The organism is Vreelandella arctica (genome assembly GCF_037070215.1).
In the GTDB taxonomy this organism is placed as follows: Bacteria; Pseudomonadota; Gammaproteobacteria; order Pseudomonadales; family Halomonadaceae; genus Vreelandella; species Vreelandella arctica.
Genome location: NZ_JBANSN010000012.1, coordinates 84,544 through 99,360 on the forward strand (window position 1 = coordinate 84,544; position 14,817 = coordinate 99,360).

Annotated in this window: 9 protein-coding genes and 1 pseudogene; 9 read left to right on the forward strand and 1 reads right to left on the reverse strand. The window is 55.3% G+C overall.

The window, feature by feature from the left end; all coding sequences use genetic code 11:
• Nucleotides 1-139 precede the first annotated feature (139 nt).
• The 9 genes and pseudogenes from V8L70_RS12725 (at nt 140) to V8L70_RS12765 (ending at nt 10,438) form a co-directional block, all read left to right on the forward strand.
• Entirely contained in the window at nt 140-1,705 is a 1,566-nt protein-coding gene (locus V8L70_RS12725; protein ID WP_336269520.1) for a hypothetical protein, read from the forward strand.
• A complete protein-coding gene (locus tag V8L70_RS12730) occupies nt 1,705-4,044 on the forward strand; it encodes a tyrosine-type recombinase/integrase (protein WP_336269521.1) in 2,340 nt (779 codons plus the stop codon). The genes V8L70_RS12725 and V8L70_RS12730 overlap by 1 nt, the downstream gene beginning before the upstream one ends.
• A 900-nt stretch (nt 4,045-4,944) precedes the next feature.
• Entirely contained in the window at nt 4,945-5,556 is a 612-nt protein-coding gene (locus V8L70_RS12735) for a hypothetical protein (RefSeq protein ID WP_336269522.1), read from the forward strand.
• A complete protein-coding gene (locus V8L70_RS12740; protein ID WP_336269523.1) occupies nt 5,553-7,097 on the forward strand; it encodes a DEAD/DEAH box helicase in 1,545 nt (514 codons plus the stop codon). The genes V8L70_RS12735 and V8L70_RS12740 overlap by 4 nt, the downstream gene beginning before the upstream one ends.
• Before the next feature lie 13 nt (nt 7,098-7,110).
• The gene (locus tag V8L70_RS12745) at nt 7,111-8,100 is read left to right on the forward strand and encodes a site-specific integrase (RefSeq protein WP_336269524.1); all 990 of its coding nucleotides are present in this window, start codon (nt 7,111-7,113) and stop codon (nt 8,098-8,100) included.
• Nucleotides 8,101-8,357: 257 nt separating this feature from the next.
• A complete protein-coding gene (locus V8L70_RS12750; RefSeq protein WP_253926974.1) occupies nt 8,358-8,618 on the forward strand; it encodes a type II toxin-antitoxin system HicA family toxin in 261 nt (86 codons plus the stop codon).
• A complete protein-coding gene (locus V8L70_RS12755) occupies nt 8,615-8,950 on the forward strand; it encodes a type II toxin-antitoxin system HicB family antitoxin (RefSeq protein WP_336269525.1) in 336 nt (111 codons plus the stop codon). The genes V8L70_RS12750 and V8L70_RS12755 overlap by 4 nt, the downstream gene beginning before the upstream one ends.
• 85 nt (nt 8,951-9,035) lie before the next feature.
• Nucleotides 9,036-9,900: pseudogene (locus V8L70_RS12760) on the forward strand (IS630 family transposase); the annotation flags it as partial.
• Between the two features lie 13 nt (nt 9,901-9,913).
• Entirely contained in the window at nt 9,914-10,438 is a 525-nt protein-coding gene (locus tag V8L70_RS12765) for a transposase (protein ID WP_431313220.1), read from the forward strand.
• Nucleotides 10,439-10,950: 512 nt separating this feature from the next.
• On the opposite strand, the gene V8L70_RS12770 is transcribed toward V8L70_RS12765, so the two are convergent.
• Nucleotides 10,951-14,460, reverse strand: a complete 3,510-nt coding sequence (locus V8L70_RS12770) for a DEAD/DEAH box helicase (protein ID WP_336269526.1) — start codon at nt 14,458-14,460, stop codon at nt 10,951-10,953.
• Nucleotides 14,461-14,817 lie beyond the last annotated feature (357 nt).

A 14,817-nucleotide genomic window follows, 5' to 3' on the forward strand; every position in this document is an offset into this window, starting at 1 on the left:
TTTCCAACCCAAAGACATTTGGCATGACCAGGTTCTATCTCAGCTGAAAAAAGCAGCTCCAACAGCTTCCTATAAGAAGGTAACCCTAGCCGATCACGTCAGTGATGACACCTCCCCAGCAGAAGCTCAGCAGTGTGGCATGCGTGCAATCAATAATGCCCGCGACGCTACCGACGACGATGAAACGTCCGTTGTATTTCAACGCCAACAATTCTCAACGTTTACTCCCAGCGACGACCAGCTGCTGGTTCGTCGAATCGTTCGTGCATCAGCAACCAGCGCGATTGCTCACGAGAGTGATCTACACCGGCTGCCGCCAGAGCGGGTCTTGAACGTGCTCCAGAGCGACATGCGTGCTATCCACCGCACTACTGTGTTGCTACTAATCGCGACAGGCTTGCCTGTATCCAGACTGGCGACACTACGCTTAGCAGAAGCGAGCTTCATGCAGCCGGGTTCGACACTGCCAGATGACGATGCCCCGCGCTGGGAGCCCGTGAGTGCGACCCTTGCGTACCGTCTCACGGACGGTCCCTCGGATAACCCCGCCACGGCTAACCGATGGGTAGTACTAAGCCTTCCCCGCCACATGGGGGACAGTCTGACCACAACATTCGATGGAGATCCCCCTGTTGATAAGGTCTTCGTCACGATCTTCAAACACCTGACGAGTTACCTCAAGCGTTACAGCCGTGACCGGCCGGGCGTGAACATCACGCCGAATCGACTGGCCGCAAGCAGCTGGGCATGGCGCCGCCCGCGGTCACGGGATGATGTCTCAGCGCAGTGGCTCAGCGGCACGCTCGGGCTTGGACTATCAGCTCCCGCCGCTTACCGGCGAGTGGAGCGTCTAGAGATTCAACAAACATTCGACCAGGTCTTGATAGCGCTGGGGGTGCCGCTCGACCGTGATACGTCAAGCCTTTCGCCGCTAATCGCTGGTATTAGCAAGACCTCAGGCTCCCCATATGCTGTGTCACCGAGCGCATTCAAACCGGTGCTCGAGGCATTGCGGCGTGCGGTTGGCGATACCCACGCAGCACGACAACACCCACACTGCCGAGGGTTACAAGGCCGTGACGAGTTGGTCGCGCTGGCACAGCGACTCGCCACTCACACCTACCTCAGTTGGTTGCTGGCCACCGGCACGCGCCCCGTCGGACCAGCCACGCAAAATCGACTGAGCGGCACGCGGATGTGGATCCGTGACAAAGCGTCAAGCCAGGGTAATGAGAGCCGCGTCATTCCGATCGTTTCTACTATTAGCGATGCGCTCAAGCGACATCAGCGCTGGACCACGCATGCTATTGCCGAATGGCAACGTCTCGGCGGTATGGTCGAGGATCAGCGAAGCACTCGACGGGACACTCCTGCTTGGTTCAGCCCCGGGCGAGGTAAAACCACCCTGCTGATTCGCAATATCCAGCATCGGGATCTGCCGCCCTTATTAGCCAGTCTGCCATCGCTGCCAGCCATCGTGTCTCACTGGCCAGATAATGTGACTCGACATTCCCTCGCTACTTGGCTGAGGCATCGATGTACCGATGCTGATATCGACGCACTGCTGGGTCATGCGCATAGCGGTGTCAGTATCACCTCTCCTCGTGCCTCTGCGTGCATTGGTTCGCAAAATGGTTTGCGTCGTGCACTGCGTGAGTGGTTAAGCGCTTGCGGTTACACCGCCTTAGCTTGGGAGACGCTGTAATGACCGCTCTACTGAAGGCGGATATGTCCTCATTTATTTTGGGAGAATGGCGCGCCACCAAACATCCGCTGCTGCATCAACGGCGGGCGGTGGACACGCAGTGGATTGTGAACGCCGCTTTTGAACACGCACCTTCCCAGCCGGAAACAAACGCGCCTTCCTTGACGCTGAACCGCGATGACACACGCCGGATCATACGGGCTTTTTTTGACTGGCGACGGGAGACGGAACGGCCGCTCACTCAAAGAGACGCGCAAACGCGTGTCACTCGCGTGTTGCAATCACTCAATGAATTTCCTCACCTCACCGCGCTGCTACCGCCGACGAAAACGCTATACCACCGCGAAACGGTGATGCCACAAAAAGGGGTGATTTTGGAACGCGCGGAGCAGGTCATCGCGCTGGACCGTCACTTGGAGGCTTGGGCGCGTGAATTCGACACTTTGGATGGTTGGTTGCTGTTATTCGCGACCCGACTGATGACACGGCTAGGCATGGGAAATGCCGTATTGCTGGGCACGCTTGCACAGTTAACTCGGCTGCACGTAGAGAATGAATGGCTTCTAATCCCGGCCTTCCCCGGCGCCGACCTTGCAGCATCGTCGGCTCATTATCGCTTAAAGCTGCCTAGCGCCCTTTGGCGGCCGCTAAGGGCGATATTGACACGCTGGCCCGGCCCAGCCGATGGGTGGCTGTTTGCAAATGATAATAGAGTAGTCGCAAGTGATCTAAGCGTCAGAACACGCGCACTCACCCAGCGTTTACAGCGGGCTACCCGCGTGTGCTTAAAGACAATGAGCCATCACTCCCGGGCAAGCGAATGGAAGAAGCTTGGCACATGGCCATCTCTGTGCCAAGCGAGCCGCTACGTGCCGGTGCTGCAAGGGACACCCGCGGTGTATGCCACGCTACTCAAGCAATATCCTCTGCCGACCGACTCCCCCATGCCACTGCTTGCTGGCCCTTTCGCCTACCGCTCTTTACGCATTGAGCGCGACACCTCGCTACCAGTCGACGAGGGTACTTCGGCATTACCGACACTAGGGCATGACACACAGCCGCCCGGGGTGCGCTCGCTGGACACCTCGCTACTGCCGGTCGATTGGCCACGGAAAATCAAACGCCTCCTCCAGCAATTTCTCGCCGCCGCCCAACGGCTCACTCCGTCTAAAACGGTGCATGCGCAGAAACACGAGCACTCGATGCGACAGCTGCTCACTGACTATGAAAACCAACTCGTGGACATGCTGCCGGTGGCGGGCAGCTATGGCCAATGGCTACTTCACTGGGCTTATCACTTGCTGCGGACAAAACAGCACAAGCTCTCCAGCGTACGGACATATCTTTCACGTCTCACACCATTACCGTTACTGCTAAACGAAGGCACTCTTTATCTCGCGGACTGGGATGATGAGTTAGTATCGGAACTGCAGGCCGAAACACTCAGCGAGATGTCATGGAAGCCTGCCACCCAGAACGCTTTTCAGCAGACATTTCGTCAATTTTTGCGGTTCTGTCAGGAGAATGGCATGTTGGAGGACGTCAACCTTCCCCCAACTTCGCAAACACACGCCGTCAGCACATTACGTACGAAAATCATGACTCCGGCACATTTTCATAACCTTTGGCATGGGCTGACGCAGGGGGCCAAGGCGGGGGAGCAACGTCAACTGCTGGCCTTGGTCATTGCCATGGGGTTTTATGGCGGGCTGAGAGCATCGGAAATTCTCTCGCTCACGCTCAACGACGTGGTGATAGATCGTCTTCAAGATGCCCCCACGTGCTGGATCGAAATCCTAGGGGGAAAGACACCAGCGGCACGACGCCGGGTGGCCTTTCATGTATGGGCTCCACCGTCGGTCGTTGATGCACTCAACGCGTGGGTTATGCATCGCAGTGCCCTTGTTACTCGACAACAACGACGCAGTGATGTCGCACTATTTGGTCCGACGGGCGACTCCAACGCATTCACCCGCGCCTCACTGATCACACCGGTGATTGGCTGGATGCGTGAAACCGTTGGACCCGGCGTTGACTTCCATGGGCTGCGTCACGCCGCCGTCTCGTGGACACTGCTGCGACTGCATGCCGCTCAGACGCCGGGATTTGCGGAAACACTGGCGCATTTTCCCCACTGGATGTTTAAGCCTGAAGGGTTGGAGGCGCTATTGCGCCATCTCTGCGGGGCCGAAGGCAACGACGCCATCGCTAGAGGCTCCTTATTGTATCGGTTGGCCAAATGGATCGGCCACCGTGACCCCGGCACGTTGTTGCAGCACTACGCGCACACATTGGGACTGATTCACAGCGATATACTGTCGCCCAAACTAAACCGATAGATAGCTCGCTCCCCAATACGTCCTGTCGCGTGTACCAACAAACAAATGGCCAGCCCATTTAGTGTTGGAACCTTAGACAGAGTGTATTTGGGGGGCGGGAAGAGAGTGACAGTAAACAGTTCTCATATCTGGCAGGGACGGCTGCAATAAGTATCGAGAGAGTATTACTGCCAAGGAGACATAACTTAAAATGCCGCATGATTGGCAATAATAATATAGGGAAAGTCGATTTCACTGTTGCTTTAACGCCTTGGCGCAGAGCGGTACCCGACCTATTTACTAGCCAAATTACTCTTCCAGAACTCTTTATCACCACCAAAATTGTCCAAAGTCGTTACTGCTTTTATGCGGCTCCTGAGTGGCTTTTAAACAATTTACATCCAAGACAGATGGCCAAGCAATTCAATAGGCTTATTATTGATAGTGTCTTTTGTACTTTACATGCCTGTAATGCCCTGATAGCTTATAAGTGTTGAGTCAAATGGCTCGACCGGGTTTTGGCGACTCGAGCACACAAAGATGCGCAAGCGCCCCTACCATGGCCGGCGCTTTATTTATGCCTGCCATGTTTATGGCGGTCGTGCGTGGGAGACCTTCGGGTCTGCCGGTTTCCTTTGTGTCCGGTTCGCCAACCTGCGTACGGCCGCCCCCATCCTGTTTGGCGACAGCGGGGACGGCTCCAACACAAAGGAGCTCAACCATGGCACGACCTACTCTTTCCTATTTAAGTAACTTTTGTGCGTGCATCGCCGCCCACAAGGCAATAACTCAAGCTGCCCCCACCTCCCCTAGCATCGAACATATCTACTCTTGTGTTGACGCACTTCACATCCAGAAGGCCAACGCACTGACGTGTACCCTCAAGCAAGAACACCGTTGTGACACAAAGGGGATGCGCCCATGAGCCAGCCGACATCTACCTTGCTACCGCCACGTAAACCACGTCATTACAATCCACTGGGCCGCATGATCGGTGAAGCCCTGGATAGCCAGCTGCTGTTTTTTGCTCAGAACAATACAGCGTTTACCATTCCTAAGGCGCGCGACATGTTACTGGCGTTACCGGAATTGATGGACTGCGACAAAACACAGCTGCGCTATTACGTTCGCGATCGAGTGCACACACTGGAAAGTCAGGGGCTTGCCAAACGCGTGGATGTCGAGGGCAAAAACCGCACGATTTTCCGCATGACACTTGATTATACTGCGGATGAGAACTTAGAACAGGCAGAGGCAGTAGCACCTAATACAGTTCCCTCCATGCCACAGCCAGACAGCGATGACCTGCTGACGTTCCTGGAAAAAGACCGTCATCAACTAAGTACCCGCATGCACGTCGCTATTAGCGAAGCGGAGTATTACAAAAAGGTACTCGACCAATACCCACACGAAAAAGCTCGGATTACACCTTTACTCCAGGTGGCCATTGAGCAGAGCGACCGACTTAAAGGCGAATGGGATGCCAATCTCACCTTACGGCACCATCTGACCGTCAAGGAGGATTGCGCATGAAGTCGCCCTCTTCTTCTCATGTGGTTGATGATGCCAGCACTTCGCTGCCGCCACTACGTCAATGGCAATCTGACTGTTTACAGTACGCTCTGGCCAACCTCACCCCACAAACACCCCATTTTCTCTGCCAAGCCACTCCCGGCGCTGGGAAGATGCTGCTAGCAGCGGTGCTCGCTAACGCGTTGATAATGCGCGGTGACATCGACTACGTTGTGTACCTCGGCCCGACGCGGGCCGTGGTTAAAGATGCCAGCGATACTCTAGGAGCGGTGCTTAATAGTTCTATGGATGGTCAGCTTGGCGCTATTGGTGTCGCCCTAACCTACCATGCCCTCTCAAACCGGTTAGCCGCATTAAAGCGCCTCTGTCAGGGTTTTCGTGTCTTCCTTATTTGGGATGAAAGCCATCATGCGTCTGCCCCCGGCGGGCAGATCAACGAAGCCAACCAGTGGGGCCTTGCGCTGCTAGCATTGGAACGACATGTGCGCTACACCCTCGCATTGTCGGGAACGCCCTGGCGCACCGATGGCAGCTGCCTACCGATGTTGCGCTACATTGAAGCCACCCACAGCGCTTCCCAAGTCGATGACAACGCACAAGCCCCGTCATCTCAACAGCGCCTGACACCCGATTACGTTTATACGCTGAAAGAAGCGATTCGGGATGGCATTTGCCGCTTTCCGCATATCGCACTGGTCGATAATCGATCCATCGGGTTAACACGGTTTCATCCGCGCACAGGGCGAAAAGAAGCACGCCAATATTCCAGCATTCCACAACTTCTCCGTCACCCCTCCGTACATTATGCCAATGTCATACGCGACGAGGCGCCCATTGAACATCTATTAACACTCGGCATCGCATGCTTGAAAACACTTCGCCAACAAACGCCAACGGCGGGAGGACTGGTCGTCGCGGCCAGCATTTCGCACGCCGAAGAAATCGCCCAACGGCTAGAAGATGCGCAACAAACCGTTTCCCTCGTCACGAGCAACGATCCGACTGCTCACGCCAAATTAGAAGCATTTCGTGACGCCGACACGTCTTGGATTGTCTCCGTTGGCATGGTGACCGAAGGGGTCAACCTGCCGCGTTTAAGGATTTGCTGCTACCTCAGCCATGTCCGAACAGAGCAGTTCTTTCGCCAAGTGCTTGGGCGCATTATTCGTCGACAGGGCGCAGAGGATGGGACGTGCTACTTCTACGCACTTAATGAAACCTTTTTACGTCGTTTTGCTCGGCGGTTAAATGACGACCTGCCCGATGACCTAGCCAACGTGACCTCCGCTGGCAACACGGTCCGCCCAGCCGATGATGCGACTCAAGTTCAGCCAGTACCTGATCTAGAAAAAAGCATGGCGAACCCAACAGAGACGCCCCCCTCTCTAGCCGCCACCAAAAGTGAAAAGGCGAAAAACGATGCAGGTATAGCGTTTAGCTTTCAAGAACCTCACCACGGGCAGGTATCCAACACCGAGGCAGATGTCGCGTTTTCGCAGGCGTTCTTTGAACGCCTAGTCGCGCTACGTCTGGCGGATTGAGCGGAGCCTTGTTATGACAACCCATCGCCAATCTAACCCTCTCACTCCAAACGCAAACGGGTATACCCAGAATGAGCTTCACGTCGATAGCGCCGGTCTGTCGCGAGACGCTCGGCGGCTACTTTCCGAAAGCGTTTCGCCTAATACTGTCCGGGCCATGCGTGCTGATCTGAAAGTGTATCAACAAGCGGCTGGGCAGCTACCGGCCACAGAGACAGATATTGCCAATTACTTATCAGCACAAAATGCCCTGGGGAAAGCCCCAGCGACGATAGAGCGGTATGCTAATTCGCTGCATATGTGGCATCGCTATCACAATTTGCCCTCGCCGGTGAAAACCATGGCCGTGCGCAGTGTGCTCCGCGGTATTAAGAAGAGCCGTGACATGCGTCAAGCATCAGCACCGGCGCTACGCCTTAAAGAGCTACATGTGATGCTAGATGTCATGGATCGCGAGACACTCCATGGCCTGCGAGATAGCGCCATGTTTCTGCTCAGTTTCTATGGCGCATTCCGACGCAGCGAAGTCGTGGTGCTTACCTGCCAGGATATCGAATGGCGTCCCGAAGGTATCGTGATTACCTTGCACCATAGTAAGGCCAATCGCTCGGGCAGAATCGAAACCAAGAGTTTGATGCGCGCACCGACAGATAGCCCCTATTGCCCAGTGACCATGCTGGAGCGCTGGCTGGCGAGCTCGAATATTACGAGAGGCGCTATTTTTCGCGGCATTAGCTCTAAAGGGCGACTGGGGGCTGGGCGGATGACCACTCAAACCCTTTACGTGAGGATGGGGAAAATGCTTGAACGCGCGGGGCTGGCTCCTCAGGGATATACACCGCATAGCTTTCGAGCAGGATTCATTACCGAAGCGCATCTTCGCGGCAAGAGCGATATCCAAATCAAACGAGTAAGCGGTCACCGTGATCAGAATACTTTTGAACGCTACATTCGCATCGCCGACGAGTTCGAAAATAACGCAGGGGATTTCTTTTCATTATGAAAATGTGCACATAAAAAGACGACGCCACCAGGGGGAAGCCGCTCAACTAGCGTATCTCTTAAACACACCGTCAACTACCCCCGCCTTCAGGCGGGGGTAGTTGACCCGCTTCAGCGTTCTACTCTTTTTATTCAATCCAGATGGCAGCAAATTCTACGCCATCTTTGCAGCTCAACCCAGTACGTAGAACTTGACGCAATGCTGAGTGACGCCTAAGATTCTTCCAATAAACTCATAGTACCAAAAAGCAGTACTAAATGACGTTGAAACGCAAGCACGCGAAAACACTGGCCGCCATCTTTAGTCGTCCTGTTTCAGGCACCATCGCATGGAGCGACATAGAATCTCTGTTCGTGGCGCTTGGTGCTGAGGTTAATGAGCGCGAAGGCTCGCGCATCGCGGTTGTGCTGTTCGGCGAAGTGCGCGTATTTCACCGTCCGCACCCATCGCCAGATACAGACAAGGGTGCCGTTGCCAGTATCCGTAAGTGGTTAGAAGAGAATGGAGAAGCCCCATGAACAACATCATGGCTATCGACGGCTATCGCGCCGTGATTCAGTACGATCCAGAGGTTGAAATGTTTCGCGGCGAGTTCATCGGACTTAACGGCGGCGCCGATTTCTACGCCGACAGTGTCTCCGATCTTCGCAAGGAAGGCCGGGTATCCCTCCGCATTTTTCTTGAAGAGTGCGAGCGCCTCGGTATTCAGCCATCCAAGTCCTATTCGGGCAAGTTCCAGGTTCGCCTACCTGCTGAAATTCACGAGCATGCAGTAGATGCTGCTACTGCTAGGGGACAGAGTCTAAACCAGTTTGTGGCAACCGCCATCGAACATGAGATTCGCACCTAATACCAACCCCGCTTTTGCCTACTAAGTGCCTAACCTAAAATTTTCGGGCAATATCCATGTCAGGACTGATGACACGGACTGAACCATGGAAAAACGCTTTGTTGCGCCTCTCACAGAATCTGAACAGCAGACGCTGGTCTCCGCCTATCGCCAGGGTGAGAAGCGGGCTCTCCGTCGTCGGGCGCATGCCATTCTATTGAGTCACCAACGCCACACGATTAACCAAACCAGTGAGATATTGCAGGTTCGCCGCGATGCCGTGTCACGATGGTTCCAGCAATGGGAAGAATCTGGCCTTGACGGGCTCATCGACAAGCCGCGTAGTGGGTGACCCCCTCCCTTGATGAACACGATCACATGCGACTGCAAGCATTGGTGGCTGAGCATCCCCATCAGATTCGTGCCTTGCAGGCTCGCTTTCAAGAAGAGACCGGCAAGTCGGTCGCCACGGTGATATTGCGCCGGGCATTGAAAAAAATGGCCATAGTTTCAAGCGCATTCGGCACTCACTCAAGGCCCAGCGTAACGAAACGGACTTTCGCAACACGCAGGCCCTGATGAAGGCGCTTCATGAGCGAGAAGATCAAGGCGAACAAGAGCTCTATTACTTTGATGAGTCAGGTTTCTCACAAGCGTCGTCGGTGCCGTATGCGTGGAGTCCTATCGGCAAGCCCTGGGAGATAACTGCCTACTCCCACAGCCAACGGCTGAATGTGCTGGGGTTCCTAAGCCGAGCCGGAAAGCCGGTCTCCCACACGACAACCGAGGCAGTGACCACGGAAACGGTTATCGAAGCGTTTAACCAGTTTGTGGCCCAGAAGGATCCAGACACCTTCGCCGTCGTAGTGCTCGATAATGCCAGCATGCATCGCTCCAAGGCATTCAGACGCAAGAAGGCGGAATGGATGTCGCAGCGTGTGTATCTGATCTACCTGTCGGCCTACTCACCATAACGAACTCTCGATGCTGATGCGTGACTTGATAGCCGAGCAAATGGCGGAGCTGGATCGACTCAATGAGCGTATTCAGTCACTGGATAAGCGCGTGGAGCAGATGAGCCGTGCGGTGATGCCTTGTCGCCAACTGTTGGCGATTGAGGGAGTGGGATCGGTGGTCGCCACGCAGCTCTATAGCGCCCTCGGTAACGGCGACGCGTTCAAGAAAGGTCGCCAAGCGTCAGCCTATCTGGGGTTAACGCCGACACAACACAGCAGTGGTGGCATCGCGAAGATCAAGGGCATTGGCCGAACGGGCCAAGTCTCGCTGAAAGCCGCCCTGATACGCGGCGCACACTCGGCCATCAACAGCGTGGGTGACAAGCAGGATGCCAAAAGCCGTTGGCTACGCGCGCTGGTCGCACGCGTTGGTAAGAACAAAGCGGCGGTCGCGTTAGCGAACAAGACAGTACGAACCGCCTGGGCGGTTCTGCACAGCGGACAGTCCTATTGTAGAGAGTTTAACGACGGTTCCGCGCTGATGGTGAGCTAAGCGGTAGCACCATCAGCGCCTAAGCGCCGACAGGCGGCCACCTTGTTGCCGAGCAACGATCGATGAAAAACAGGTCAGACCGACCTTCTCGCAACCTGATTAGTGCGATGGCTGAAAAAGCCTACGCCTCGTTGAGGTGAGAAGGCGCGCGACGTTCATCAGGGTCAGGGGATAGCGTCCCTATTAAGACCGACTATACGCACGCATCGGCTTATGTTGTTCATCATCGTCGCTTGCAACCGGGGAGTAGTCCCTATACGCACTAAAAGTAAGAGGTTTTCCGCGCTGACTGATAACGCCGGGTTTTTTTTCATTGTGAAACGTGCGCATAAAAAGACGACGCTACAAGGGTGGCAGCCGCTCAACTAACGTATCAAGCCTCATACCAATGCGTAGGTTGCGCGGCTGTTTTAATTAAAGTCTCTGATACTGAAATGTTAAGTGCACCGAACAAACAAAAATCTGAGCTCCCGACACGAAGCAATCGCTTACTAACCCACCCAATAGGGTAGCTACGCTACCGGCGCGAACAGCAACGCCAAATCCTCTTCGTCAAACAGTGGGCCATCGTCCTGCCGTTCGGCACTTCCCTCCAGTATTGACGCGGCTAAATGGGCCTTCCGTGACTGCAAGTCATGAATGCGCTCCTCCACCGTGCCAGCGCAAATCAACTTGTATACAAACACCGGATTTTGTTGCCCCATTCGGTGAGCACGGCCTGTCGCCTGGGCCTCAACCGCAGGATTCCACCACGGGTCATAATGAATCACGGTGTCCGCTGCCGTAAGGTTAAGTCCCGTACCACCGGCCTTCAGACTGATTAAAAACACCGGAATCTCTCCCTCCTGAAATTGCGCCACTCGCTGTGTACGCACTTTTCCGGGCGTGTCCCCCGTCAGCGTCGTGTAGAGAATGCCATCCCTCTCCAGGGCTTGACCAATGAGGTCAAGCATCTCGGTGAACTGTGAAAATACTAAGATGCGCCGCTTCTCTTCGATTAAGGTCGGCAACAGGTCTCGCAGGTGTTCTAACTTAGCCGAACGCGTAACCTTCTTAGCGCTATCGAGCTTGACCAGTCGCGGGTCGCAGCATACCTGACGTAGCTTGAGTAGCGCATCCAACATCACGATGCCTGAGCCGCCGAGTCCACGTTCGGCAACGGCTTGCTGCACACGTTGGTGCTGAGCCAGACGCAAGCTTTCGTAAAGCTCGCGCTGGGCGCCTGCCAATGTTATTTCGCGCTGACTTTCGGTTTTATCCGGCAACTCGGCAAGCACTTGGTGCTTCGTCCGTCGCAGCATCAATGGGCTAATCCGTCGCGATAGCTGCTCGCGCACCGTGCTATCGTTCTCTTTCTCAATAGGTGTGCGGAAGTGTTGGCCGAACCATTGCTGACCACCCAGCACCCCCGGGGCCACAGCATCCAACTGGGCCCACAGCTCCCCTAAATGATTTTCAAGTGGCGTGCCCGTCATCGCCAACGCCCGCTTGGCATTAAGCTCACGAACCGCCCGGGCCGTCTGGCTGGCAGCGTTCTTAATCGCTTGGGCCTCATCGAGCACCAGCAGATCAAAGTCATGCTCCCGCAGCCTTTCCAGGTCACGGATCAACAGCGCATACGTCGTAACGACTAGATCGGCGTCGACTAGCGACGTTTCAAACTGGCGCTCACGCTGCGCTTTGCCGCCCTGTAAGGCCACCACCTTAAGGTCCGGCGCGAAGCTTGCTGCCTCGGTGCACCAGTTACCTACCAAACTAGTGGGAACAACCACCAAAGTAGGCCCCGTAAGAGCGCCACGCTCGCGCTCATCGAGCACATGAGCCAACACTTGGACTGTCTTGCCGAGCCCCATGTCATCGGCCAAGATGCCACCCGTACCGAGCTCAGAAAGAAAGCGCATCCAAGCCAAACCACGAGACTGATAGTCGCGCAGCTCGCCCACGAAGCCCTGTGGTGTCGGCAAGGTAGAAGGTAATGCATTTAATCGCTGAGCTAGCGCAGTGACATCCTCGCGACCTGCCCAACGTTCGCGTTCTGCCAACGGCGCCACTTGCTCGGCCGCCGTCAGCGGCAACTTCACCGTTGATGAAGGGTCACGCTCATCACCTAACCAATCAAGGATCGGCGCCATCAATGCGCGCAACCGAGACAAGGGTAACGTCAGGCGGCGACGCTCATCTAATTCAAGCGTCCAGCTCGCATCGTCTGCCTCCTCTTGAGTAGGTTCGAGCGGAAAATCCGACCGCTTGAGTAACTGTCGCAGGATCGGCAGAAGGTTAAGCCGCTCTCCTTCCACATCGATATCCAGTGCCAAATCAAACCAGCCATTACCCGCAGGCTCCAGTTCACCGTACCACGCCTCTGGTTCGAGATAGATCGGCTCCTCAGGGAAGTCGTCGCTGAGTTCGACTAGGCAGCCCGCTTGGCGCAGCCTATTAATCATCTCCCACCACCCGTCGGGATCGGCCAGATGGGTCGACCATTCGGCGGCACTTGAAGGCAGCGCCCCCTCAATGGGCAGCAACAACGCCCAGGTCGGCAAATCCAGGTGACTAGGTACCGGGTGAAGCTCGGTCAGTTGCTCCAAGGTCACCATACCCGACGGCAGAGTACGCATTAGGGCCAGCTCAGCCTCAGGATCGCGCTGTACCGTCAATCGCTCACCATCTCGGTATCCTTTAGCGGTCTGCCCTTCTTCGGGCGGCACTTCTATGCCGTCATAATCGAAGCTGACCACGGCAGCACCGACCTGGATCCAACGAGGCAGTGGCGCCCCGTGGCGATACCCAAGCTGGCCCTCAGCAACCTCCATGATGACCTTGAGTCTCGGTGTCACGTCCTTAAGAATTTGCTCTTTCACCCGCTTGGGGATTGGTAATTGATCAACAAGCGATGGCGACTGACGAAATCGCTCGCTTAGCCATTCACTGTCTTCGGGAGGGAGCGACGGTGACTGGCGCAGTTTGGCCAGCAGATCAGGAGAGCCCTCCAGGTAACCAAACAGTCCTCGGTCAGTATCGAGATAGCAGAGTCCGCGACCCGCCCTGAGGAACACCGCATCGGTGGAGAGAACACCTTCAGGCTCTGTGGTAGGTTGCAGTCGTTGCACTCCCTCGTTATCTGCCTCCCAGCGAGGAACCAGCCGACAGGCAGGTCCGAGTTCAAGCCTTGTACCGGTCTGCTTACCATGAAACAGCAGGGGTGGCGTCTCACTCTCCAGCAATGCCGACAGCGCCCGAGCTTGAAAAGGGTGTGACACCAACGCCGACTTACGCTGATGATTTGTCCAAAAAAGATCGGTCTCGCCATGCATCAGCTGGTCGATCGCTTCCTCCTGCTCCGGGAGCCAACCCGTCTCAGGTACCGGAAACAGGTCTCCAGAGGGACTCACTTCGATCGCACGTGGCGAGACCCAACCGTTACCCTGTGCCCGCTGCTTGGAGGGACGAAGCCACACAGGAAACACCGTTAAAATAGGATCGCTGCCAACCCGTTTGCGGCTATCCAGGAACAGTCCAAGACGATATTCAGTCCCCACTCGACGATCATCTGATACAGGTTCCGCCAGGTGCTCTAATTGCTCTATCCACCTTTCCCAGCGCTGCTTGAGTTGTGCTTCCTTGTTGCTATTAGAAGAGATACTGGGGGAGTGAGGAGTGCTTTCTGCGACCACCGCAGGCCCATTACCCATCTGGTTCAGAAACGTCTGTATCAACGCTACCCCATGCTTGCAGTTTATGCCGACCGGGCAGCTACAGTCGGTAAACACTTCATCTTCGAGGCCATGGATACCTGTCTCGACCTTGGTGCGGTAAGGCCGTTGTTGGTTACCCGACACCTCACCTTTCAATATCAGCCGCTCTTCTTCCTGTTGAAGGTTAAACTCGCCCAGCACGCGATGCTGGGCCGCATAGTGTTTACCGCGCTGCAACGTACGGTCGTCGAAGAAGCTTTGCCAATCATTCTGATGAAGGGCGATAAATAGCGCTAAGGCATTGTTGTTAAGAAGACGCTCAGACACAAAGGCCTCATAGGGATAACGGGAAAACTTAAAAACGGCGTTGCCCTGCTCTCAGACACAGGTCATAGCTACCAGCAAAGCCCGTTAAGCGGATCAGTATTGCTTTTCGGGGCAGCTAGCCTCCCGGCGGCAAATACTATCGGTGCTCAATCACACGACCTAGTTGCTCGCGTTAGCGCTTAGCAGCAATGGTTACCCGACGTCCTGCAAGTCTCGCTCTCGGCAGGAAGCTAACCTTGAACGTTCGGCACTCTCACCCAATGAGCTTGCCTTCGCTTAACGCTCAGCCGACTATAATTCTACAATTTTGCGAAATAGCGCAGCCGTTTCATAGTGCTTGTTGACCTCCTCACCGCC